This window comes from Actinobaculum sp. 313, from assembly GCF_003073475.1.
Classification (GTDB): Bacteria; Actinomycetota; Actinomycetes; order Actinomycetales; family Actinomycetaceae; genus Asp313.
On the sequence record NZ_CP029033.1, the window covers coordinates 640,131 to 662,814 of the forward strand.

At 59.6% G+C, this 22,684-nt stretch carries 19 protein-coding genes and 1 pseudogene; 11 read left to right on the plus strand and 9 right to left on the minus strand.

Annotated features, from left to right (window positions below; translation table 11 throughout):
• Positions 1 to 392 precede the first annotated feature (392 nt).
• From DDD63_RS02780 to DDD63_RS02800, 5 genes are all read left to right on the plus strand, one after another.
• Complete coding sequence (locus tag DDD63_RS02780) at positions 393 to 1,010, plus strand: MarR family winged helix-turn-helix transcriptional regulator (RefSeq protein WP_108715089.1); 618 nt, start codon at positions 393 to 395, stop codon at positions 1,008 to 1,010.
• A gap of 476 nt (positions 1,011 to 1,486) precedes the next feature.
• On the plus strand, positions 1,487 to 2,962 hold the full coding sequence (locus tag DDD63_RS02785) for an MATE family efflux transporter (RefSeq protein ID WP_108715090.1): 1,476 nt from the start codon (positions 1,487 to 1,489) through the stop codon (positions 2,960 to 2,962).
• 188 nt (positions 2,963 to 3,150) lie between these two features.
• Complete coding sequence (gene ychF / locus DDD63_RS02790; protein WP_108716616.1) at positions 3,151 to 4,248, plus strand: redox-regulated ATPase YchF; 1,098 nt, start codon at positions 3,151 to 3,153, stop codon at positions 4,246 to 4,248.
• The gene (locus tag DDD63_RS02795; protein WP_108715091.1) at positions 4,245 to 5,549 is read left to right on the plus strand and encodes an N-6 DNA methylase; all 1,305 of its coding nucleotides are present in this window, start codon (positions 4,245 to 4,247) and stop codon (positions 5,547 to 5,549) included. The genes ychF and DDD63_RS02795 overlap by 4 nt, the downstream gene beginning before the upstream one ends.
• Positions 5,542 to 6,804 (plus strand): N-6 DNA methylase, encoded by a 1,263-nt coding sequence (locus tag DDD63_RS02800; protein WP_108715092.1) that lies wholly within the window; start codon positions 5,542 to 5,544, stop codon positions 6,802 to 6,804. Before DDD63_RS02795 ends, DDD63_RS02800 begins: the two co-directional genes overlap by 8 nt.
• Positions 6,805 to 6,936: 132 nt before the next feature.
• On the opposite strand, the gene DDD63_RS12185 is transcribed toward DDD63_RS02800, so the two are convergent.
• Complete coding sequence (locus DDD63_RS12185) at positions 6,937 to 7,092, minus strand: hypothetical protein (RefSeq protein WP_164505433.1); 156 nt, start codon at positions 7,090 to 7,092, stop codon at positions 6,937 to 6,939.
• Between the two features lie 1,006 nt (positions 7,093 to 8,098).
• Between DDD63_RS12185 and DDD63_RS02805 the strand changes: the two genes are divergently transcribed.
• On the plus strand, positions 8,099 to 8,905 hold the full coding sequence (locus DDD63_RS02805) for a CPBP family intramembrane glutamic endopeptidase (protein WP_108715093.1): 807 nt from the start codon (positions 8,099 to 8,101) through the stop codon (positions 8,903 to 8,905).
• A 299-nt stretch (positions 8,906 to 9,204) separates the two neighbouring features.
• A complete protein-coding gene (locus DDD63_RS02810; RefSeq protein WP_108715094.1) occupies positions 9,205 to 9,489 on the plus strand; it encodes a GNAT family N-acetyltransferase in 285 nt (94 codons plus the stop codon).
• Between the two features lie 102 nt (positions 9,490 to 9,591).
• Here DDD63_RS02810 and DDD63_RS02815 read toward each other — a convergent pair whose 3' ends face one another.
• The 3 genes from DDD63_RS02815 to DDD63_RS11955 form a co-directional block, all read right to left on the minus strand.
• On the minus strand, positions 9,592 to 10,026 hold the full coding sequence (locus DDD63_RS02815) for a type II toxin-antitoxin system VapC family toxin (RefSeq protein ID WP_108715095.1): 435 nt from the start codon (positions 10,024 to 10,026) through the stop codon (positions 9,592 to 9,594).
• Positions 10,023 to 10,262, minus strand: coding sequence for a type II toxin-antitoxin system Phd/YefM family antitoxin (locus tag DDD63_RS02820; protein ID WP_108715096.1), 240 nt, complete (start codon positions 10,260 to 10,262; stop codon positions 10,023 to 10,025). The genes DDD63_RS02815 and DDD63_RS02820 overlap by 4 nt, the downstream gene beginning before the upstream one ends.
• Before the next feature lie 956 nt (positions 10,263 to 11,218).
• A complete protein-coding gene (locus tag DDD63_RS11955; RefSeq protein ID WP_125482413.1) occupies positions 11,219 to 11,401 on the minus strand; it encodes a hypothetical protein in 183 nt (60 codons plus the stop codon).
• Between DDD63_RS11955 and DDD63_RS02825 the strand changes: the two genes are divergently transcribed.
• The 4 genes from DDD63_RS02825 (at position 11,394) to DDD63_RS02850 (ending at position 16,519) form a co-directional block, all read left to right on the plus strand.
• On the plus strand, positions 11,394 to 13,001 hold the full coding sequence (locus DDD63_RS02825) for a TROVE domain-containing protein (protein WP_108715097.1): 1,608 nt from the start codon (positions 11,394 to 11,396) through the stop codon (positions 12,999 to 13,001). The two genes, DDD63_RS11955 and DDD63_RS02825, sit on opposite strands and share 8 nt — an antisense overlap.
• Positions 13,002 to 13,349: 348 nt before the next feature.
• Entirely contained in the window at positions 13,350 to 13,547 is a 198-nt protein-coding gene (locus tag DDD63_RS02835; protein WP_108715098.1) for a hypothetical protein, read from the plus strand.
• Positions 13,548 to 14,165: 618 nt separating this feature from the next.
• On the plus strand, positions 14,166 to 14,699 hold the full coding sequence (locus DDD63_RS02840; RefSeq protein WP_108715099.1) for a hypothetical protein: 534 nt from the start codon (positions 14,166 to 14,168) through the stop codon (positions 14,697 to 14,699).
• Between the two features lie 848 nt (positions 14,700 to 15,547).
• Complete coding sequence (locus DDD63_RS02850) at positions 15,548 to 16,519, plus strand: diaminopimelate dehydrogenase (protein WP_108715101.1); 972 nt, start codon at positions 15,548 to 15,550, stop codon at positions 16,517 to 16,519.
• 574 nt (positions 16,520 to 17,093) lie between these two features.
• Here DDD63_RS02850 and DDD63_RS02860 read toward each other — a convergent pair.
• The 5 genes and pseudogenes from DDD63_RS02860 to DDD63_RS02875 form a co-directional block, all read right to left on the minus strand.
• Positions 17,094 to 17,618, minus strand: a complete 525-nt coding sequence (locus tag DDD63_RS02860; protein WP_108715102.1) for a DUF2812 domain-containing protein — start codon at positions 17,616 to 17,618, stop codon at positions 17,094 to 17,096.
• The gene (locus tag DDD63_RS02865; RefSeq protein ID WP_108715103.1) at positions 17,615 to 17,938 is read right to left on the minus strand and encodes a PadR family transcriptional regulator; all 324 of its coding nucleotides are present in this window, start codon (positions 17,936 to 17,938) and stop codon (positions 17,615 to 17,617) included. Before DDD63_RS02865 ends, DDD63_RS02860 begins: the two co-directional genes overlap by 4 nt.
• Positions 17,939 to 18,094: 156 nt before the next feature.
• Positions 18,095 to 18,700 (minus strand): IS110 family transposase, encoded by a 606-nt coding sequence (locus DDD63_RS12710; protein ID WP_240611366.1) that lies wholly within the window; start codon positions 18,698 to 18,700, stop codon positions 18,095 to 18,097.
• 55 nt (positions 18,701 to 18,755) lie between these two features.
• Positions 18,756 to 19,193 (minus strand): annotated as a pseudogene (locus tag DDD63_RS12715) (transposase); the annotation flags it as partial.
• Between the two features lie 1,078 nt (positions 19,194 to 20,271).
• Positions 20,272 to 22,665, minus strand: coding sequence for a 3'-5' exonuclease (locus DDD63_RS02875; protein ID WP_108715104.1), 2,394 nt, complete (start codon positions 22,663 to 22,665; stop codon positions 20,272 to 20,274).
• Positions 22,666 to 22,684 lie beyond the last annotated feature (19 nt).

A 22,684-nucleotide genomic window follows, 5' to 3' on the forward strand; every position in this document is an offset into this window, starting at 1 on the left:
GCAGTACCGGTGTGAGGCATCTGCGCAATGGAGCACTGTGAGGAGTGAATGGGGTGGAATGACGAGGCTTGAAAGGTGTGGATCGCTCGCGCGGGGCACAAAGTTGATACGCGCTGATGCGTGAAGGGGAAGTCGCTCGGTATGCCGGTGCGGGATACGGACGCACGCTTGTCTGGGCACGTGGAATCCGGAAGTTCGCGCCATCCTTGAGGAAACTGCTCACTGCCTCCCGCCGAGGTGTGTGTTCATCGTGTCGGCATTGCTCGGGTTGATTCCGATCACCCCTACGTGCCCGGGAATGTGGCGCGACTCTGTATTTGTGACTGTGACACATCTGTCAATTAGTCCCATATCAGTCTAATGTAGACTTATTTGGGACAAAGGAGAGTGTGATGACTGAGTCGAGGGAAGCGAGAACCGTTCGGGCAGACTTGCGCGTTGCGAGTGCAGAAAAGAAGTCCCAGGAAAAGAACGGGCAAACACGAGCGAGGGATCTGGTAGAAGAATCGGGGAAAGGACAGGCCGAAGGAGAGACCGGAGAAGAAACGAAGTCCGTGGGAGTCGACGTCGCCGACCAGTTGTACACTGCTGGGCAAGCGATCGAGTCAGTCTACGACGCCTTCGCCAAGTCGGCTGGCCTTACACCGACAGAGTTCTACGTGTACTGGGCTTTGGAAGATCTGGGTGCGACGGCTACGCAAAAGAAGATAAGCGACTACATGGGGATTCCTAAACAGACTGTTGCAGCCGTTATTGCCAAAGCGCGTGCTGAGAGTCTAGTCGTTTCTCGGCGGAATCCTCGTGATGCGCGGAGCAGCTACCTCGCATTGACATCACGCGGCCATGCGATGTTCGATCCCTTGAACGAAGCCCGCAAGGCAGCTGAAATGCGTGCGTATGAGACCGTGGGTGATGAGAATATCCGCCGCATGATACGGGCACTGAAGTTGTACCGCTTAGGGCTACAGGAAGGATTCGGTTTAGGAGATTGGCCTGGACAAGACGAGTGATGACCTGCCTGCTCGGTAGCGGATATGCCGCTGGGCGGCGGTCGTTGGGTCTGCGTTGCCGGATTGATGTGTGCACTGGCGGGCGATCCCAAGAGGAGGAGAGACGGACACAAGGTGATCGCGGAAACGAGAGGTGCGCGCTCCAACGAACCGACTCGGCGCCACGCAGTCTAATCTTGCGGACCCGGGTGTTAGGAAGTGTGTCAGATGTGTGGCGGTTGCGGCTGAGTTGGCGTGCCCCTCCTAACGCGATATGCACCCACCGGGTATGGACACCGGCAGTAATCACTACGCCTATGGCAGTACGGATGCCATGCCGGAAGGGACAAGGTAGGAATGGATGTGCTCGCACGAGCCGCCGAGGTTCGCCGATCACCCGACCCACCTTGCCCGGGCCTGTCAAGGCCTGGTATGGGCCGCCACCGTACTGTCGACAAGTTTGAAGAAGACGCGAAGAAGAGGACTAGGAGATAGCAATGGCAGTTGATATGAGCCAGCATTTCACGTTTAGCAAGCTGATAAAGTTTGCACTTCCGACTGTTGGCATGATGCTCTTCATGTCGGCGTATGCCATGGTGGACGGATTCTTCGTATCGAATTTCGCTGGGAAAACCGCGCTGGCAGCCGTCAACTTTGTGTATCCAATCTTTATGATCATGGGAACCGTCGGATTCATGCTAGGAACCGGTGGCGGCGCCGTCGTCGCCAAAACACGTGGTGAGGGCGACCCTGCCCGCGCCAATCGGCAGTTCTCCCTGTTGGTGTATGCGGCGATAACAGCCGCGGTTGTATTCACGGTGATCGGCTTTGTGGCACTGCGGCCACTGCTTGTGCTAATGGGCGCGGAAGAGGCGTTGTTTGGAAGCGCCATGGCGTACGGTGTGGTCCTGATGGTGGGTATCCCATTCAGTATCTTGCAATACCTCTTTCAGGAGTTGCTGATCACAGCCGGTAAACCGGGGCTTGGATTTGCGATCACGGTGGCAGCCGGTGTGACGAATATTGTGCTCGACGCCGTCTTCGTTGCCGGATTGGGCTGGGGGCTGCGTGGTGCGGCCGTAGCCACGGTGATTGGTATGGCCGTGGGCGGTATTGCCCCACTGGTTTACTTCGCGTTGCCAAACACGAGTTTCCTCCGGCTGGGCGAGGCAACCCTTGATTGGCGGACACTGGGGCATATGAGCGTGAATGGCTCTTCTGAGATGGTCTCCAACATCGCGTTGTCCGTTGTGGCAATCGCTTACAACATTCAGCTGTTGAAGTACCTCGGCGACGCGGGCGTAGCCGCATACGGCGTCATTATGTATGCCGGCGGCATGTTCGCGGCGATCTTCATGGGTTACATTGTGGGTACCGCACCGCTGATGAGTTTTCAGTACGGTGCCAAAAATCGGGTAGAGATGCAGTCCTTGTTCCGCAAGAGTTTGGCCATTGTTGCCGGTAGTGGGCTGCTTATGTTCGTTGCGGTACAGCTTCTGGCACGAACGGTAGCGCAGGTCTTTGTCGGCTACGATGCGAGCCTCGTGGAACTCACGGTGCACGCAGCCAGGTTCTTTGCCCCGGCAGTCACGTTGATGGGGTTCAACATGTACGCCTCGGCGTTGTTCACCTCGTTGGGAAACGGAGGGATCAGTGCGGTTATCGCCTTTGTGCGGACCTTCATTTGCGAGATTGTGGCGGTGCTGCTGTTACCGGTGTGGCTGGGTTCCAATGGAATCTGGCTTTCTGTTGTGGTGGCGGAGATTGTGGCACTGAGCTTGGCGACGTTCTTGTTGCTCCGTTTTGCGCCGCGCTACCAATACATTGCGGTGGGAGCACACGGGGTCGAAAGGGGATCACTGCGAGGAGGTCCGGGTACTCCGCAAAGCGGGCAGAACTCTGAACATATTGGTGTAAACGGTTCGGCGAAGAACGAGCGGTTCGATGCTGATTCCGTCGGTGTGCTGGAGTAGCAGGTAGGTGTGAATCCCGCGCCTTATCAGGGTGCCTCCTTGACGTGGAGACTGGTGGCGCAATTGGGCGAGCGGTTGCGCCCGTTCTAACGGCGTCTGCATCGATTCTGCCGTGAAAACTGAGGCGCCGGGAACGGATGTGGACGTGGAACGGGAAGCCGGTAGCGCACTGGCATAGACTTGTACTCGTGTCACTGACTATTGGAATCGCAGGCCTGCCCAACGTCGGCAAGTCCACCCTGTTCAACGCCCTGACTCGGGCGACGGCGCTCGCGGCGAACTACCCCTTCGCTACCATCGAGCCGAATGTCGGCGTTGTGCCGCTACCGGATAGCCGACTCGACGATCTGGCAAAGCTGTTCAACTCGGCGAAGATTGTTCCCGCGACGGTGTCTTTCGTGGATATCGCAGGGATTGTGCGGGGCGCCTCTCAGGGGGAGGGCTTGGGCAACCAGTTCCTTGCCAATATTCGTGAGGCGGACGCGATATGCCTGGTCACGCGCGCATTTGCCGATCCTGACGTGGTGCACGTGGAGGGCCGCGTTGACCCGAAGGACGATATCGAGACGGTGACAACGGAGCTGATGCTCGCCGATATCCAGACCTTGGAAAAGCAGATCCCGCGCCTGCAAAAGGAAGTGACGGGCAAGAAGACTCCGAAGGAAGTGCTGGACACCGCGCAGGCGGCGCTCGCGCTGCTGGAAGAGGGCAAGGTGCTCTCCGCTCATGCTGGATCGCTGGGCTCGGATATCCTCAAGAGCTTCCAGTTAATGACCACCAAGGCGGTCATTTACGTTTTCAATACCGACGACGACGGCCTGGCAGACGACGCCATGCAGGCAGAGCTGCGAGAGTTCGTGGCGCCTGCCGAGGCGATTTTCCTTGACGCCAAGTTCGAGGCGGAGCTGGTGGAGCTGGAGCCGGAGGAGGCGAGGGAACTCCTGGAAGCCACCGGGCAGAGCGAATCGGGGCTCGACCAGTTGGCGCGGGTCGGCTTCGACACGCTCGGCCTGCAGACCTTTCTGACTGCGGGGGAGAAGGAGTCGCGCGCCTGGACGATCCACAAGGGGTGGACCGCCCCACAGGCCGCAGGCGTGATTCATACCGACTTCGAGAAGGGTTTCATCAAGGCTGAGATCGTCAGCTATGACGACCTCATTGCGTACGGTTCCATGGCCGAGGTGCGCGCCCACGGGCGAGTGCGCATGGAGGGCAAGGACTACGTTATGGCCGACGGGGACGTGGTGGAGTTCCGCACGGGACTTACGTCTGGGAGTAAGAAGTGAGCGAGCAGGCCGCAGTGACAGTCCCCAGCGACGACGAAGCGCCGGACGGCAAGGTCGTCGACTATATCTCCGGCATCCAGGTGCCTGCCAAGCCTGAAGAGCTGCTCGCGGTCCAGCCGTTCGCCCGCCAACTCGTCGAGGACTACGGCTACCCCAAGGGGCACATCCGCACAAGGCCCCAGTGGCACGTGAAGGCGCGCCCGTCGGACCGGGCGAAGACTTATCCGGTCGACATCGCCGTCTTTAGCGGCGACCAGCATCGCGACGAAGACTTGTTCCTCGTGGTCGAGTGCAAGAAGCCGGACCGCCGCGATGGCCGGGACCAGTTGGAGGACTACCTCCGCCTCTCCCGCGCTTACCTCGGCGTCTGGACCAATGGGGACGAGCGCCTCTTCCTACGAAAGCGTGAGGCCAACGGTAAGGTCACCTTCGACGAGATCCCTAACATCCCGCGCTACGGGCAGCGCGTCGAGGACATCGGCCTGTTCAAGCGCGAGGATCTACGACCGACCCATAACCTCAAGGCCGTCTTCCGCTCGATCCGTAACTACCTGGCGGCGAACGCCGTCGGCATGACGCGCGACGAGCCCCTAGCTCAGCAGATCATGAACCTCATCTTCTGCAAGATCTACGACGAGCGATTCACGCGACGCGACGCTGTCGTCACCTTCCGGGCGGGCGTGGACGAACCCGTTGCCGACGTGGCGGCGCGCGTGAAGGAGGCCTTCGCTCACGTGGTCAAGCAGTACAGCGATGTCTTCGACGACACGGACAAGATCGAACTCGACGACCGCTCCATCGCCTACGTTGTAGGCGAGCTCCAGCAGTACTGCCTGATCGAGTGCGAACGCGACGTCGTCGGCGACGCCTTCGAGACGTTCATCGGACCCTCCCTCAAGGGCGGCCAGGGGCAGTTCTTCACGCCGCGCAATGTCACGCACCTGGTGCGGGCACTTGTGCGCCCGAAGATCCAGGACATGGTGCTCGACCCAGCCTGCGGCTCGGGCGGCTTCCTCGTCGAGGCCCTGCGTGGCCTGTGGGACCTCGTCGATGACCGTGCCGACGAGCTCCAGTGGCCCGACAGCGAGCGCGAGAGCGAGAAGCAGAAGGTCGCAATCCGCCAGCTGCGGGGGATCGACAAGGATGAGTTCCTCAGCAAGGTGGCCAAGGCCTACATGGCGCTACTCGGTGATGGTCGCGGTGGGATCTTCTGTGAGAACTCGCTGGTGCCGATGAGGGACTGGGGGGCTCAAGGCTCGCCAGGAAGTCTCCGTCGGCGAGTTCGACGTCATCATGACTAACCCGCCGTTCGGTCAGAAACTCAAGGTTACCGAACGCACGACCCTGGCCCAGTACGACCTCGGCTCCAAGTGGCGCAAGGCCAAGGGCGGTGTCGGCTACGAGAAGACGGATAAGGTCGCGGACTCGCAGACCCCGCAGATCCTCTTCATTGAGCGCTGTCTCGACCTGCTCAAGGATGGCGGCCGCATGGGCATCGTCCTGCCGGAGTCGATGCTGTGCAATCCGTCGCACCGCTACATCATGCAGTACGTACTGAGCCGGGCGACGATCCACGCGGTCATTTCCGTGCACGAGAACCTCTTCCAGCCGCACACCCACGCCAAGACCGCCGTCGTGCTCTTGGAGAAGGGTGCTGAGCCCGCTGGCGAGTCGCACGACGTGTTCATGGCCGTCGCCCGCTGGTGCGGGCACGATTCACGAGGCCACTCAATCCCGTTCGACGACCTGCCCAAGATCGTCGAACGCTGGGAGAAGTATGCGGACGGTGAGGCGCTGGACTTCGACCACCTCGGCTTCGTCGTTGACTCCGCGCAGATCACGGACATGATCTACCTCCCCAAGTACTACAACCCCGAGGTCCGCGAGTCGGTTGAGCGCCTATCGAAGACCCATGACCTCGTGCGCCTGGGTGATCTGGTCACCCAAGGCGTGCTGTCAGTCTCGACCGGCGACGAGGTGGGCAAGCTGGCCTACGGCACGGGCTCGATCCCGTTCATCCGCACCAGCGACATTGCAAACTGGCAAATCAAGGGCGACCCCAAGCACGGCCTCAGTGAAGCTCTATACGAGTCGCTGGCGGATAAGCAAAATGTCGCCCCTGGCGACATCCTCATGGTCCGGGACGGCACCTACCTCGTCGGCACCTGTGCCATCGTGACTGACCTGGACTGGAAGATCGTCTACCAGAGCCACATCCTCAAGTTCAAGGTCCTCGACGAGAGCAGGATGGACCCCCATATGCTGCTCGCTCTGCTGTCGTCACCTGTGGTCAAGTCTCAGATCTTCGCCAAGCGCTTCACGCAGGACATCATCGACACCCTGGGTGGTCGCTGGGCTGAGCTGGTCCTGCCGGTGCCTAAGGACTCCAAGCGGTGCAAGGAGATCACCGACTCAGTGAAGAAGGCGATTCTGTTGCGGCGCGAGGCCTCCGAGCTTTCGTGGCAGGCCGTCCAGAAGGTCGCGCCGAAGGTGGAAGGGGACCTCGAGCTGCTCGACGACGAGGCGGGGTACGGCTTCGGTATCCTGAACCAGTAGTTCAGATATCGCCTGAACTCGGGGTGGAGTTCCGGTTTAACGTGTAGGGGTAGGAGGTAACCGCCTGACCGGTCAGGACATGGGTAGGCTTTTGTTTTCGGGATATGGGCGAGCTGTTGTTTGGGGGTTGGGTTAGTTGGCTACCTCCTGCATTGGCTCGTGGGAGCCGTTTTGCCCTGGCATGCCGGGTTGGGTCCTGTCGGGCACGATCTCCGGTCGACTCCACCACCCTGTGAAGTCGACGGTCCACACGTCGTTGGGGTCTTTCGCCGAGATCAATTGCCTCATAGAATCGGCGTCTGTGCATTCAGCCTTGAGTACCGGTCTTTTCTGCCGTGAGTCCGTCCTTGCCGAGTATGCGGTAGATGCTGCTGTGTGATGGGGCCGGATCGTGTGGGTAGGCCCGCTCGTAGAGCGCTTTTGCCTTCTTCTATCCTCAGGTCGGATGGGCATGCCTGAGCGTGATGATACGGACGACGGCGTCCTCGTTGAGTTGGTTGACACTGGCGTGAGGGGCGCGGCTCTTGTCATGAAGGCCCGCACCTCCGTTTTCCATGAACCTTCCACTTATGCACCGTCTTCTCCGAGATGCCATACTTCGCGTACAGTTCCCTGATGGAGCTCGCTGCGCGTATCACGTCTTCGATCAATTTTCTTCTCTGGTGAGTCACACGGGTGTCCTTCCACACCATGCAGAAACCCTCTGTCTAGTGTCTTCTACATAGCCTATGGCTCTGGCGTACCCATGTCCTGAAACCGGACAGACCTCGCCCCACGGGAGACCGTGGTGTATCAAACGCCCGTTGTGAGGTGCGTATTCTTTACTTGTTGATAGTCCTCTGCTGGTGTATCGGCTCATACGTTGTCCGCAGATGCGCTGCCGATTCACGGCGAGCATGGATGAACCTTGGTATGGTGAGGGTAGTAGCAAGTTCAGCTCTTGGCGGAACGGCGCCGCCGGGGTGGACTTGAGCGCGGGTTGTTGAGATCGCATAAGTCCGGGGTGTAGGGCTTCAGTCGTGGGTGTGAAGCGTGATCGCTCACCTCCGTCGGTGGAAGATGGGTGACGTCGCAACTTGAGATTATTTGGTAAGTCTGGAATGCTTCATTATTGCCTCGTTTGAGACCTGCGCGTTTCCAGCGCCTATACGGTGAGTCACTGTCTGTCGGAAGCATGGGGTTCTTCAGATCGTGTCTGGAGAAGTGAGCTGAGTAATCCGAAGACCGTCTGCGCATTCGGGTGGGTTGCCGATCGAACTTGGTGCAAGTCTGTCAGTCGTTATGGGCAAGAAAGATGAGTAAAGCTATGCGTGAATCCGGCAGAGTGTCATGGAAGATCCAGTTGGTGTCAGCCATTGTGATCTTCTTCTTTTTCGGGGCACTTTTCCCTGTGTTGAAGTTGCTAGGTTTTGATGCCTCAGGCAATGTTCTTCTCGACAATGCACTTCGGCTCGTTCTCAGCCTCGTACTAGCAGTGATATGCTACCGCCTCATTGAAGGTAGTCGAGTGCTGTTGACACGACCACAGCTTTCGGTGTCAACAAGAGTCTGGGTTGTCGCCCTATGGCTGGCGATGGTACTGCTTTTTGTGTCGAGTGGTGTTCTACGCAATGTTCTTGCAGTGTTCAAGCTCAGCCCCTCGCTGTTTCTCGCTTCGTTTTTCGCGGCGCTGGGAGCTGCCGTGTTTGAGGAATTGCTTGTGCGCGGACTGCTGGTCTCGACCTTTATGAAGGCTTTCGAAGGGAAGAAGTACAAGCTGCTGCTAGTCGGCTTCTTTTCCGCTTTGGTCTTCGGCGTGCTCCACTATTACAACCTGCACGAGGCAACTTTTGTTGCAACGAGCAAGCAGGTATTCTTTGCCTTCGCTGTGGGGCTGCCGCTGGTGGCAATCCGCATCCGCTACAACAACTTGTGGCTGCCGATACTGATCCACTTTCTGATCGATTTCCAGCCCTCTGTTACGAAAGCCGTTTCCAACGGCGCCCCTTGGATTGCACTCTTCGCTATAACGGCGCCGATGATACTGGTTGCCGTGGGCGTCCTGTCGTCGATGGATCGTGACATATGGCGCGCGGAAAAGTCAATGCCAAGTGTTAACTAGCGTTGGGGCTGGGGTGTTACTGTCAAGCAGGCGATTGTCTGTAGGTAAGGTGTCTACGGACTTCCCGTCCTGGCGCACTATGTGATGTTGGGTGACCAAGACGCGCCCGTAATAGGCCGTATTCGTCACGTGGCGGTGTGTGCGATGTACATGCCGCCACGTGTTCGGTAGGCAAGTAGTTGCATTTTCGCCCTTGGATTTGCGTGATGGGCAGCGCATTCACTCGGAGGTTCTGGGCCTATTCTGACGAAAGTAAAGTTCCGGTGTAGTAGAGAGTGGGGAACCCCAAGATTTCCCCTATGGTGCAAACACTGGAGGAACTTCGCGAAGAGTATGAGAGTAGCGTAGTACTGGTTTACGAGTGTGATGGTCAGATTGTCGGTTCGGTGCGAGCTTCAGCTTGTAAGTCAATTGCGTATGTTGGTCGCTTGATTGTCGATCCGGCCTGGCAACGTCGTGGCATCGGCAGTTTACTCATGAAGGAACTCGAATGCTGCCTTGGGGGATGTGCCGCGTTTGAACTCTTCACGGGGAGGAGTTTCCAGAACTCATCCGCCTCTACGAAAACCTGGGCTACCGGGTGACTGGCAGAACCGAGGAGGGTTCGGTGCCGATGGTTCTGATGTCTAAGCGGAATGCAGTGCGCTAACACGGCGTAAGTGCGGTTGTTTTTGGGGAGGGCATGGCTAGTCTCCACTCGCGGTTTCATCCCACGGGTTGATAACTGTCGCTTTGAGAGGTTGGAAATTTCTGACGTTTCGCGTGACGATGGTCAGTCCGTATGCCAGAGCAGTTGCGGCAATGAGCGCATCTCGCTCGGGTCTTGGATCGGGCACGTGAAGGCGTGCCGCTTGACGTGCAACCGTCAAGTCAACAGGGATTATGCGGTTGGTGAATGCGTCAAGAACTCTGTTCTCAAGCCAGTTTCGCAGCAGTTGCGCTTGGTCCGGGTCTCGTCGACCTAGTCTCGCGATCCCGGTTTCAATCTCCAGGATTGTGATAACAGACAGATAGAACTCGTCTGCGTTATGCGACTCAACCCAAGTGCGCACCCGGTGTGCCGCCCGTCTGGCAGGTTTACGAAGTTCGCTTACGACATTGGTGTCTAGCAGGTAGCTCATAGGCCTGGATCCTTGAGATCGATCTTCAAGGGCTCGAAATCAATATTCAGGTCCTCATCCATGCTTAGGCGGTCAACCAATGAGACCTCGTTCTTGCTGAGGCGCCGATACTCGTCGATGGAAAGGAGAACATAGGCGGGCTTCCCTCGATCAGTGATAATGACGGGCCTCTTGCTGGCGTGGCGTTTGGCGGCACTGACGTCTTGATTGAACTCGCGAGCGGATATCTGAATCATACGTCACCTCCATTGTAGGTACATGCCTACAATATGGCCGTATCGCAGGTATAGCAAGGGGTTTCTGTCGTTCGGTGCGTTTAAGGCAAGACCGCGACTACTCTTGCGCTTCCCTGCAACTTACTATTGACCTGCCTTCCGCAATGCACTAGCCTTGTACACCGTCCGGGCGGGCCGGCGATAGTCGGTTATCAGGACTGGAAGGTTCGGGGTTCAAGTCCCCGTCGGCATTAGCCGATAGCTCAAAGGTAGAGCGTCTGGCATTTTCTCCGGTTATCACAACATGACCGCCCGGACTTCAGTCATTCTGTTGCACCCATGGCCTACACATGTGCAGCATGACCATTGCCCGCAAACGGAGAGGAATCCAGACATGGGGCAGCCGCAAGCCATGCCGTAAAACCCACCACCCTCATATGAACAAGAATCCCGGCATAGCGCTGCCGTAAGCCATGCCGTAAAACTCACCGCCCGCATATGGAGAAGAATCCCAGCCAATTCCCCGCATTGCCAACTTGCATCTATGCCGTGTAGGGGTCTACACTCTTGTGAGTCGGCGCAAGTCGGCACACGTGCGAACACAAGCAGAACGGGCCGAAGATCTTCGGTTATCGGAATTAGTTGGTTCGACCCCAGCCCTCTGCGGAGGATCCGGAGGTCAACACACGTCCGTTCCGCTTTGTTCGCGGTGTCGCATTGCGGGGAGCCACACGCCCCAGGGTGTGAATCTCTCGACGCCGGGCCGGAGGCCTTTGGTTATCGGTATTCGCTGGTTCAACTCCAGCACTCTTCGGAGCGGAGCATCCGGAGGCCACACCATGCCCGGTTTCACCCTCTTCGGTGGTGTCGAGAGGTCCACATTGGGACGAGCGGTTCCCACGGCTTACGACGGGCCGAAGCTAGTCGGTTATCAATAAGGCTGCGGCAGGTTCTCCGGGTCAATACGGCCACGGTGATTAGTGCGGGTCGACGGCGGTTACGCCTGGTTTTCGGTAGCGCTCCACGCCCGTCGTCTCTAAGTGAATACGCGGCTCGGCGACGCCGTCGTCGTGCGCACAGTAGTCGTATCCGTGCATCCCGCCGATGCCACTACTCAAGCAACAGTCCCCGAGGAGAAAGGAAGGAAGGGACATGGACATTCTGAAGAGCATCAACACCAGGCGGACGCCACAAGGCATGCGGGCCACAGCGAGCCAGGTGCAGAACTCCGCCGGTGGTTACGTCTTTGCGCTGGACGACGCCGCCCGGTTGCGCCGCTTCCTGATTCTCGGGGTCGATGGGGGTACCTATTATTCGGCACCGCAGGAACTGGCTGTCGACAATGCCAAAGTACTGGAGCGCATGGCTACGAATGACCCGGAAACGCTGGTCGAGACCATCGTAGATGTCTCTACGGGAGGACTTGCCCCCAAACAAAATCCGGCGCTGTTCGCGCTCGCCTACGCCGCATCGGTTCCGGAGTCGCGCGACGCCGCCCTGGCGGCACTGCCGAAGGTAGCTCGTACAGGAACACACCTGTTCACCTTCGCAACCTACGTCGAGCAGTTTCGAGGGTGGGGGCGTGGCCTGCGCCGGGCAGTCGCCTCGTGGTACACGGTGCGTGACGCCGACCAGCTTGCCTACCAGGCGGTCAAGTACCGCCAGCGTGGTGGTTGGACGCATCGCGACCTGCTGCGTCTGGCCCACCCGGTAGCCGAGAGCGCCGAGCTGCGTGCCACCTTCGACTGGATCGCACATGGTGCGGTCGGGGATGAAGTCCCCACGCTGATTGAAGGATTCGTCAAGGCGCAGGAAGTTGAGGCAAGCGGTAAAGGCGCTGCCAAGGCCTGGGCGGAACTCGTTCACGAGTACGGCCTGACCTGGGAGATGCTGCCGGACGAGGCGTTGACCATGCCGAAGGTGTGGGATGCGCTGCTCGACGTCGGCATACCGATGACGGCTCTTATGCGTCAGCTGCCGAGGCTGACACGCCTGGGCTTGCTGCCCGCGATGGGCGGACGCACACGCGAGGTCTGCGCACAGCTGACCGACGCGGAGCGTCTGCGCAAGGCACGTATACACCCGGTGAATGTGTTGGTGGCGCAGCGTACCTATGCGCGGGGCACGTCAATGCGGGGTAGCGGCAAGTGGACGCCGACGCCGAGGGTCACAGCGGCCCTTGACGAGGCCTTCTACGCGGCGTTCGGTGCCGTGGAACCCGCGGGCAAGCGCACCATGCTGGCGGTCGATGTCTCCGGCTCGATGGGCTGGCCGATCTCCGGCATGATGATCACCGCCCGCGAGGCTTCAACGGCACTGGCCTTGGTACAGTTGGCGACCGAACCGGAGGCAGCGGCCTTCGCCTTCTCCGGTTCGTTGGCGCGTAGGGAAAGATCACCTCTGCGGCCGCTGGATATCTCGCCGAAGCGCAGGCTCGACGACGCACTGGAAACAGTGAGTGGGATGCCGTTCGGCGCTACCGATTGTGCCGTGCCGATGCTGCATGCCACCAAGCAGCAGCTTGAGGTAGATACCTTCGTCATCTACACGGATAACGAGACCTGGGCCGGAGATATCCATCCGTTCAAGGCGCTGCGGGACTACCGTGAGCGCTCCGGCATTGACGCGAAACTCGTCGTCGTCGGAATGGTGTCTACGGGCTTCAGCATCGCTGACCCGAACGACGCCGGCATGCTCGACGTCGTCGGATTCGACGCTTCGGTGCCGAACCTGATCTCGGAGTTCTCGCGTGGACTCTGATCCACTGCGCGGTATCAGTACGAGGAGGGTGGCCACCCCGGAAGGGGAGGACCGCCCTCCTGTGCTGCGCTCAGCGGGGCAGATGACCTCCGTAAAACAGAAGCGGGCCAAAAGAGTTGCGCGTGCACGGGCGCAAGGTGCGGTTGAATCTGACCATGGCACGGGGGATGGTTTAGAGCATGCGGGCAGCGGCGTAGAGCACCGAGCGGGGGACGGCGTTGAGCACCGAGCGGGGGACGGCGTTGAGCACCTCGCAGGTAGTGGCGGAGAAAACCGAGCGGGCAGCGGCGGAGAGCGTGGCCCGAGGCGGACTCGGCCGAGTTTCGCGCCGGGGGAGTCTCAGATCCTTTGGCCGCGCGGGCAGCAGAACTTCACGCCAAGGCCCTGGAAGCCGACGCACTGGCCGCCCGCTACCGTGCCGAACGCGACGGCATTATTGACCGACTCCGCGAGGCGGAGCCGAAGCGCTGGTCCTATACTGCGCTCGCGCAGGCTCTCGGTTGCAGCCGGGAGCTTATCGCGCAGATCGTGCGACGCCGCCGCTGAGGGCACAGTGGCGGCTGCTAAGTGACTGACTGAAGTCCTGCTAATTCACTGATGAGTACCGTGCTGAGTGACTGGCTGAAGTCCTGCCAATTGACAGATTCAGACCGCGTCAAGTGACTGACTGAAGTCCTGTCGAGGAACTGATCGGGGCAATGTTAAGTGACTGATTTTGATCGCGCTGAGAAACTGATTGAAGTCTTGCCAAGTGACTAACTTGCGTTATGGAATGCGTGCGGAGAACAGCAGCTACGAGGCTAGACATTCTGCTCGCCGAGTCGTCGGCCCACTTACGCACGCGTACCGGTGTCCGCGAAATCGGCTTGGCAATCGTCCGTTCGGATGGCTGCGGGCTCGTAATGGAGATGGAACTCTTGTCCTGCCGCACGCCAAGTCTTCTGTTCGGATGGCTGCATGCTGGTAATGGAGATGAGGCTCTCAGTAACTACTATCGAAGGCGATGTCAGGCACTTTTATTGGCTGAGAAAGTGATTGGTCACTCAGCTGCTCGATGCTATTGTGGTGACAACCGGCCCCGTCGCTTACCGGCGCTCAGATGGTATCGGCATTGTGCCACTCAGCTTGCTGGGGCCATAAACAGCAAAGTCAAGGAGATCGACCGTGGAAGTCGGAAGCATCGCGGATTGGCTAAGCGCTGTAGGAGGGCTGCTGGCAGTCGTCGCCGCAGTCATCGCGTGGTGGGTGAGTGTTAAAGCGTTGAAGCTGGAGCAGCAGCGGGAAGCTGCGGCGCAGGCCGCTCGGCGCCGCGAACAAGCGGAGCTGGTGTACGTCATGGGCGCGACACTTTCCGGTCATGACAAGAACGAGAGATGGGCGGTATTCATCGCGAATGGTTCGTCGAAGCCGATTTACGATGTTGAGGTTCGTACACAGCACGTCCGTAACGGCTCTGCCCAGCCCGTCCTGCATTTGGGTGCGGTTCCGCCGGGGCACTATGTGGTGCCGCGCCATCCGCAATACAACTGGGGGCACATGATTGATTACGAAAGGCTGAACGTGGGAGTTGACCTGCTGGTGCGTGGCAAAGGAAATGCGATGGTCACCGAGGTGAATTTCCGTGATGCGCGGCGGATAGCCTGGTGTTTGGTAGGCGGCACCGAACTCTGGGAAGTTGACGGAGCAGGGATTGGGTAAGCGAAGAATTGCTTACACTCCGCAGTGGGGGCAACCGGCCGGTGCGGCAGGCATCCTCCCGGGCAAGAATTGCCACCTCTGCGGGGGCCAATCTCTGCCTGCCGACCCTCGTGAAAGCGGAACAATGGCAGGAATTGCCACCAGAAGAAGCCTCAACTTGGCGGTGGTTCAGGGATCTGCGAGTACGGAATACCGTCTTCGAATTGATCGCCGGATCTTGCTTGGTGCGACAGTATCGATTACAGTGCGCGCCGGGCGTTACCACGCTGACTGCGGAATACCAATGATGTATCCATCCGACTGATTGCCGCTTCGTCGGCTGTGCTTCGTTCAGGACATTTGACGCCGGAAAGCGACAACCTCGGGCGCCGTGCGGAGGCGCTCGCGGTGAGTTATCCGGCTGTACTGCTGGTCGTTTTCGCGTCTTCAACAGCACTGAAAGGCAGAAGTGTCGACAAGAGTTGAAAGGAGCACTCAGTGTTCTTGAGCAGGATCGCCACAATCAGCAAATGTGTGACCTTGCTGTGGAACTTGCTGTTGGTTTCGACGGCAATAGCAGGCGTGGGCGTGCCGTCAGCGACGGCGGCAACCGCATCCCAGCGGTGACCACCTGAAACAACCGCAGCGGTCCAGGCGATGAGACGGGCTGTACGGTCGCGACGGTTTGCGCGCAAGATGGGCGCAACAGTAGTCGACTGCGAATAGGCCGGAAGTAAACGGCGGCGTGGGAGTACGCCACTGGCAAGGTGTGTAGGCAAGCGCCTAGCTGGGCGCGCAAGGCGCACGGCGGCAGGATGCGCGCAGGTCGGGCACTGTAGGACAACGGCATACCACCAACAGGAGGTCTTATGATCAGGGTAGCGATCAACGGATACGGCAATCTCGGGCGAGGAGCCGAACAGGCGATCTCCAAGAATGATGACATGGAGCTCGTCGTCGTTTTCACTCGACGCGATCCGAGCTCGATCACTACGCAAGGCGCACCGGTTGCCCATGTCGACGATATGCCCGCCTGGGTGGACAAGGTGGACGTGTGCCTGAACTGTGGCGGTTCGGCCACCGACCTCATCGAGCAGACCCCGGCGACGGTCGCCCTGTTCAACACGGTCGATTCTTTCGACACACACGCGCGCATCCCGGAGCATTTCGCCGCCGTCGACGCCGCCGCGCGTGTGGCCGGGCACGTTGCGCTTATTTCCACCGGATGGGATCCGGGGCTGTTCTCCATGCTGCGAGTTCTGGGGGATGCTGTTTTGCCCGACGGTGCGACCACCACCTTCTGGGGTCCCGGCGTTTCGCAGGGGCATTCCGACGCGCTGCGCCGGATCGACGGCGTCGTCGACGCCAAACAGTACACGCGGCCCGTGGAGGCGACCGTTGCTGCGGTGAAGGCCGGGGACGACGTCGAGCTGACCACGCGTTCGATGCATACGCGTGATTGTTACGTTGTGGCGGAAGAAGGCGCCGATCTTGCTCGCATTGAGAAGGAGATCGTGGAGATGCCGAACTACTTCGCCGACTACGATACGACGGTCACCTTCATCACCGCGGAAGAGATGGCGGCCAAGTATGCGGGTATTCCGCACGGGGGCACGGTGATTCGGCGGGGGCATACGTCCGACGGCGTCGCCGAAACAGTGAACTTCGAACTGCAGTTGGATTCCAATCCGGAGTTCACAGGTTCAGTGGTGGCCGCCATGGGGCGTGCGGTGGCGAAGATGGCTGCGCGCGGGGAAAGCGGCGCCCATACAGTATTCGACGTGACGCTAGGAGATCTTTCGGGGAAGTCGTCCGAGGAACTGCGCGCGCATTACCTGTGAGTTCGCGTGAGTTTGCCGCCCTGGAGTGGGCCGTGCGCGTATCGATGCGAACTCTCCCGTTGGGCGCAGTACCCAGAGCGGGAGTTGTCCGCGGTCGGGCATTAACGTGACCTGTGGGCACGTGCGGTCGGTAAGCCGGTGCCATTGGAATATGGTGTGCCAGGTGCGTAGTCGTGGGGAAAACGGGCGGGCATAGGCTTGTCAATTTGGTCGATGGCGACGACCTGGCGGTTTTGCAGGCGCGATATCGCTATTGCTTGGCGTTGATGAAACGCGGTGGGCAATGGTGGTATCGCGCCAGAGTGTTCGTATGGCAAGGAAATGGGTCTTGGTACGGGAAGGAAATGGGCGCTCCCTTTGGCGGGAGTACGGGCGGCCGTCGGCGGTTGTCGACGGCTGTCAGGTTGGAATGGGTGCGGCTGCATAGGTTGAGCGTGGCTGCATAGGTTGGGCGCGGCTGCATAGGTTGGGCGCGGCTGCATAGGTTGGGCGTCGCCGCGCCGCAAGGGCATGGGTTGGCCGAAGGGGTGCCTCCGGTGCTCGTGGCACGCAAGCGCGGCGAACTCGCTCCCACTCAGCCGTGCTGCTTTTCTAGTTTGCGCAGCATTCTCATGGTCCCGATCCAAGGAATTACCGTGAAGATAAATGGGACAACGGTGACCAGGTACAGGGTGATATCGACCCACAGGGGCGGTTCGAGTTTGATGTGTACCGCTAAGGCAAGCATCATCAACGCGAGGCACACGATCGCCGCGAGTCCATGCCCCCTGGCCTGCAAGGCGAGTGTTTCTCTTTCTCCCTGCTTTTCGGTATGTATCGGGCGCGTGCCCGGGGCGGCCTTGAAGATCTGCATGTCGCCGATCCCGAGGACGTGTTGCCAGCCGGCTGCCTCGAAAACGGCTAGATAGTCTTCATTGGGGGTGTCGGTGTAGTCAAGGGCGAAGATGACATCTTCGGCGGGGGCGGGCTTGAATCTCCACATGAACCCGAGCGCGCTAACGCCCACGAGTGCCTGCCCGCGCGCTGCCATGTCGGAGAACAGGGCGAGGTTCTTTTCGGGAGCGACGGCCATGCCATGCGCTAAGCGTCGTGTTGTCATGCTTCCTCCATTGCTGTTTGAGCGAATTCGATAAGCCGCTGGCGGCGTTCGAGACTTTGGTTGAGTGCCGCTGTGCCGCTGCTGGTGCGGCGGTAAGGGCGGCGTTTGCCGGTATCGTCGACTTCCTCGATGAGACCGGCGCTGAATAGCTTCTTCAGTGTTGTGTACAGCGTGGCTGGCCCCATCGTTATGTCGGGGCCACCACGTTCATCAAGGAACGCCATGATGGCGTAGCCGTGCAGTGGCTTTCCCAGTGTGGCAAGCACGGCGACGGCGGGATCTGGCAGATCGCCACTGGTGTATCCCGAGGTGCGACTCATGACGCCTCCTCTCACTCGGTTATATATCAACAATGGATATATTATTGATTGATATAGGTGAGGTCAAGTGGCGTGGCGTTGAGGTGGTGGTTTGGGTGGTGGAAGGGCGGTGGTTGGGGTGGTGCTGGTTGGGGTGCTTCACGCGGGGGTGGATGTCTAGTCGATTGGATGGCTGCTGGCTTGGCGAAGACGCTTGGGGTCTGTCTGTGACCGATTGGTGATGATGCTCCTATGGTTGTCAAGTGGTGAGGGGTGGGTGTTGAGCCGTTGGCGGTAGTTGTTGGTTAGTGCGGTGTCGTGGTGGAGTCCTCGTTCGAGTCGGCTGGTGAGGGGTGGGTGGGTGTTGAGGTGGTGTGCGGCTTGGGTGAGGGTGAGTCCGCGTTGGTGGTGTAGGTCGTCGGTGCGTGGTGGGGTGGGTGGGTTGGTCAGGAGTTGGTAGGCGTCGCGGGCGATGGCGCGTTTGAGGCAGCGCATGATGTCTCTGGGGGGTTTGTTGTGTTGTGTGAGGCGTGTGGCGTAGGTCTGGGTGCGTTGGTCGTAGGACAGGCGGACGAGGGCGACTTGGTGGAAGGCCCGGTTGGCTTGTCGGTCTCCGCCGCGGTTGAGGCGGTGGCGGTTGGTTTTGCCGGAGCTGGATGGTATGGGGCAGACGCCGCATAGGGCGGCGAAGGATGCTTGGTTGTGGATGCGGTCGGGGTTGTCCCCGATGGTCACGAGTAGGGTGGCGGTGGTCAGGGGGCCGTAGCCTTTGGTGGCGAGCATGGCGGGAGCGGCGTTCGGCCAGGAGGACGCGTAGTTGTTCGCATGTTCCCTGGCGGTTTTTGGGGATGGGGAGGGTGTGGGTGTCAGCAAGGGTTTGCTGAGCGGCGGCGTACGCGTCGATCCGGTCGGATTTACCGCGGCGTCGTTGACTGCGTTTGGGGCGGATCACTTCCCGGATGGGTGTGTCGGTGTCTGTCAGGGCGCGGGCTAGGCCTGCCCCGTAGGATCCGGTGCCCTCGATACCGATCATCTGGATCTTTCCCAGGCTGGTCACGAATTCGTGTAGTTGGTGATAGCCCGTCGGGGTGGCGGGTACTTGTCTATCGCCTAACCGCTGCCCGGTGGAAGCGTCAAGCACGGCGACATGGTGCGTGTCTTTGTGGGTGTCCACCCCGGCGACCACCCACCGGTCTGGCTGCCGGGGCAGGGTCGATAAGCCTGTGCTCGTGGTGGTGATCGTGCGTCGTTGGGTGTTATCTGTCATGATGATCATGACCTCCTTGAAAGTAGGCCTACCGACAAGCCCGGGACACGCTCTGGCAGACAGGACGTTGACGAGAAATCAACTCCAAGCTCATATCAGGTCATGCCAGCAGCCCAGAGCCTGTCGGGACTCGTTACATACACGCCCGCCCAGCCCAGAACGCGGACAGATCACTACCAAGACAAACCCAATCAGGCCGCCAGTCCAAACCAGGGTCACACACCCCACACCGAGCAGACACTTACATTCCCAACGTCCAAATCCCGTCCAAACGATGGCAATATGGAATGCTTCAATTTAAAGAATGGCGGAATCATGCGGTTTTTGACATCGGTTGAAACCGGCCCGTCTTCGTTTGGACGGGATTTTGACAATGTGCCTCATGGATGGTGTCAGGTCCGTGTTTGGCTTATGGTGTCAGAAGAAGTGGGTGCTGTGTGCTTGGGTGTCCGATTCGCGTCCAAACGCTCCGTTCCTGGATTTGTTCCATTTAAGAAATGGCGGAATGACGCGGTTTTCGCGGATGGATGTGATGTGTGGTTAGTTGTTTGGACGGTAATTGGACAGTGGCAACATGTTATGGACCCTCAAAACACGTATTGGATCCTAAGGCCATGGGGCACGGCGTTGTGCTAGGCGCATGATGGAGCGCGGCGGGGCACCCGCTGCGGTCACGGCGAGGACGCGGTTCGTCCTCTAAAGAGCCTCGCAAACGCAGTGCGCCATGATGCGTTCTCCAGAGCGGGCCAGCCAGTCCATTGTCAGTGCGGATATGCCAGGGCGGTGAATTCTGGACAAGTGACCTCGCAGTGCTGGGTCGGCGGCTGGATCGTCATGGTGGTAGTGATGGAGCGTAGTGACACATGCTAAACACGAGCTGAAGTGAGCTGTTCGTATGCATGGTCGGGGAGGCTAGTGCGGTGACGAGGTTCGAAGCGGGTGCCCGCATCACTGCGAGAGCGAGCGCGTTCATCGTTTTGTAAAAGCCCCGCTCGGAAGATCGCCTTGCGAAGAGGGCGCTGCCTCATGCCTTAGTAGCTACCGGCTCCAGTGCACCCGTGGCACTTGGTGAGTGGCGGCTATCCGTTCATGCCTTAGTAGCAACCGGCTCCAATAGCGGGCTGGGCGCACTGTTCCAAGAAATCGCCAACTGGTCTCGTGCTCGGCTAGCGGCGACGTACAGCAATGACCGCTCTCGCAGGAGTGCGTCGGTCCGATCTTGTTCAGAGTAGCTCTGTTCTTGAACCGAACGCGGAATGATGTCCTTACTTACGTCGAATAGCAGCACCTTCCGGAATTCGAGCCCCTTGGCGCGGTGCATGGTCATCACGAGCGGCTGGCCGCGCAAGGCAGTGTCTCGTGCGACCGGGCGCACATCGATGCCCCGCTCAGCAAGCCCTGCAACGACGGCGTCGCATCGGTTGCGGTCGCGCGTAAGAATTGCGATTGTCTCTGGAGCAGTCTGACCGGAGGCTTCGTCTTCGTCAAGCCAGTCACGCACAAGTTGCGCCGCCATGTTCAGCTCCTCTGCGGGATTTCCCGCTTTGAGCAGTATTGGCTCGGGGCCGGAGCGTGGAGATAGGTAACGATGCTGCTCGGCACCGCCCTCAAGATCCTGATAGTCGCCCGGCTCTAATATCTCGAAGGCGAAGTTGAGATTCTGCCGTGTTGTTCGGTAGTTACGGGTGAGGCGGTGAGACCGCCCGCGCACCTCAATGCCGTAATGGCTGAGTACGATTTTCTTCCCGTAAATGCGCTGGTGTGAATCCTCTGCAAGGAACAGATCGTTAGGCCCGGGGGCTACCAGCGCGCGGAGCAGCAGAAGGTGTGCGGGGGAAAGGTCTTGCGCCTCATCCACAACGACATGCTGGAAAGGCCGCGCACCACCATCTGCCACGCAGGCATCCAACCAGGCCGCCGCGAGTACCAGGCGTTCGGCGAAGGACGTGTAGTCAGCCGCCGCCGCGTAATCACGGTAGGCTTCCACCACCTTCCACACGGCTGCCCGCTTGGCACGATCAAGAGCCACGCCGCGTCCAGGGCGGCGTACGCGTAGATACCTCTGCACAGTGGTGAGTTGCTGAGGGAGAATGATGAGCTCGTACTCGGATTCGAGGAAGTCTGGTTTGCGCAGTGCTTCGGGCAGGTCCGCGCCGGCCACGGTAAGCGCCTCATTCCAGGGATTGGACTGCCGACCGCGTAGCCCCGAGAACACGCGGGAACGCCGCCTACCGAGCACCGATGCAGTCACTCGCAATATGGAATCGCCTGCGTTTTGTAGGATCGTCATGGCAAGAGCGTCCAAACCACTGACCGTAATACCCGGCTCGGAGAAGTCATCGGGCAGCGCGAGTTCCGGTGCGAGTTGGGAAACCTGCCGGTGTAGGTCGTCGGCAAGATTACGGGTAAAAGTTGTCAGCAGGACATGTGCCGCCGGGTTACGACGGGACAGCCGTGTCGTCCGGTGAACGGCGACGACGGTCTTTCCGGTACCGGCACCGCCACTGATGCGGGAGGCACCGGCGGTATCTCGCTCGACGAGGACGCGTTGCTGCGGATGCAGGAAAAGCTGCCACTGCTGAAAGTCCAGGACTTCAATCGCCTTGCGGAGTTCGTCATCGTTCTCTGCCCAGGTGAAGGAGGAGCGGGCGGCGGGGGTGCGAAGGCCGTCAAGTAGATCCTTGTCCGAACCAGTAGCAGAAACGTCTTCCGGAAGGTGTAGACCGAATTCTTCCCGGACATCTTTGATCGTCGAGCCGGTGGCCAGCGAGAGTAGTGCTTCCGCCTGCCAAGGCACCTCCGCGGCCATGGCGATATCGAGGAGCTGTGATTCCCGTTCGGCCGCAAGCGCGGTAGTGACTAGCGCAAGGTCAAGGCCAAGTTGTTCGTGAAGCTCTGCTGCGGTGAATGGCCGCGCCCAGGCGGGAGGGTCATCGCGTATGGCCACGGAGACGCCTGATTCAACGCCTGATTCAACCTGCGCAGAGCCCGCGTCCACTTGCTGACGGGCGCGCTCATTGGCCGCTTCAACTTGGGCGGCCTGCCGCTCGAGGGCCCGTGTGGCGTTCTCTGCGGCCTGCAGTCGCTTCATTGCCTGATTCTGCCGTGCCGTGACGCCTTCCTGACTCTTCTGAACGGCTTCGGCGACTCGAATTACTTCTGTGGCTCCATTGCGCGGATTGACTTGCAGGCTCACCTCTTTCGCTTCGTTGATGGCATCGTCATGGGGCCAGACACCGTGGAATACGTAGACGGCGTCGTCGCCCTGCCCGATCTGAAAGACCACCGCGCGGTAAAAGCGGTCCACGCGGGCGGTACGTACACGCGGATCCGCGGAATGCCGAATTGGCTCCACATGCAGGCCGGACGTTCTATCCGTGCTGGCCAGCTTCATCAGAAAAGTGCCGACCTTGGACTTCAGTGACGGGTCTTTGGCCGTCGCATCCTTCGGATTCGCCTTCGGTACCACAATGGAGGGCATATCAGTCTCCTTCCAGGAA

Coding starts and splice junctions, on each gene's coding strand:
- DDD63_RS02860 (WP_108715102.1), bottom strand. CDS start 17,618: ATGACAACACGACGCTTAGCGCATGGCATGGCCGTCGCTCCCGAAAAG.
- DDD63_RS02875 (WP_108715104.1), bottom strand. CDS start 22,665: ATGCCCTCCATTGTGGTACCGAAGGCGAATCCGAAGGATGCGACGGCC.
- DDD63_RS02850 (WP_108715101.1), top strand. CDS start 15,548: ATGATCAGGGTAGCGATCAACGGATACGGCAATCTCGGGCGAGGAGCC.
- DDD63_RS11955 (WP_125482413.1), bottom strand. CDS start 11,401: ATGTCCATGTCCCTTCCTTCCTTTCTCCTCGGGGACTGTTGCTTGAGT.
- DDD63_RS02785 (WP_108715090.1), top strand. CDS start 1,487: ATGGCAGTTGATATGAGCCAGCATTTCACGTTTAGCAAGCTGATAAAG.
- DDD63_RS12710 (WP_240611366.1), bottom strand. CDS start 18,700: ATGCTCGCCACCAAAGGCTACGGCCCCCTGACCACCGCCACCCTACTC.
- DDD63_RS02805 (WP_108715093.1), top strand. CDS start 8,099: ATGAGTAAAGCTATGCGTGAATCCGGCAGAGTGTCATGGAAGATCCAG.
- DDD63_RS02815 (WP_108715095.1), bottom strand. CDS start 10,026: ATGAGCTACCTGCTAGACACCAATGTCGTAAGCGAACTTCGTAAACCT.
- DDD63_RS02780 (WP_108715089.1), top strand. CDS start 393: ATGACTGAGTCGAGGGAAGCGAGAACCGTTCGGGCAGACTTGCGCGTT.
- DDD63_RS02800 (WP_108715092.1), top strand. CDS start 5,542: ATGACTAACCCGCCGTTCGGTCAGAAACTCAAGGTTACCGAACGCACG.
- DDD63_RS02820 (WP_108715096.1), bottom strand. CDS start 10,262: ATGATTCAGATATCCGCTCGCGAGTTCAATCAAGACGTCAGTGCCGCC.
- DDD63_RS02810 (WP_108715094.1), top strand. CDS start 9,205: ATGGTGCAAACACTGGAGGAACTTCGCGAAGAGTATGAGAGTAGCGTA.
- DDD63_RS02825 (WP_108715097.1), top strand. CDS start 11,394: ATGGACATTCTGAAGAGCATCAACACCAGGCGGACGCCACAAGGCATG.
- DDD63_RS12185 (WP_164505433.1), bottom strand. CDS start 7,092: ATGAGGCAATTGATCTCGGCGAAAGACCCCAACGACGTGTGGACCGTC.
- DDD63_RS02865 (WP_108715103.1), bottom strand. CDS start 17,938: ATGAGTCGCACCTCGGGATACACCAGTGGCGATCTGCCAGATCCCGCC.